Annotated in this window: 1 protein-coding gene; it reads left to right on the top strand. The window is 63.7% G+C overall.

Features of this window, described 5'->3' with window-relative positions; genetic code table 11:
- The coding region (locus A3754_RS07385; protein ID WP_156496890.1) for a YoaK family protein at window positions 1-288 on the top strand (288 nt) is incomplete at its 5' end.
- Between the last annotated feature and the right edge of the window lie 45 nt (window positions 289-333).

Here is a 333-nt window from a genome sequence, read left to right as displayed (position 1 = left end):
CTGCAGAACGCCATGGTGACCACCTACAGTGGCTCCATCATCCGCACCACCCACCTGTCCGGGATTTTCACCGACCTGGGCATCATGCTGGGCAACCGCCTGCGCGGCATCCCCCTCAATGGCCGCCGGCTGCTGCTGTTCGTATTGCTGATTGGCGGCTTCATCTGTGGCGGCGTGGTCGGCACCTGGCTGTTCCGGTTGCTGCATTTCACCGCGCTGATGGCCCCGGCCACCCTGGCTGTCTCCCTGGCCGGCGTGTATTGGGCGTACAGCCGGCGATATCGTTAAGTCACCCGATCTTTTTGCCTGGCTGGCGAGCCAACGCATCACCGC

The organism is Alcanivorax sp. HI0083 (assembly GCF_001635175.1).
Note: the sequence above shows the minus strand (reverse complement) of the source record. Positions and strands in the feature narration are given on the sequence as shown.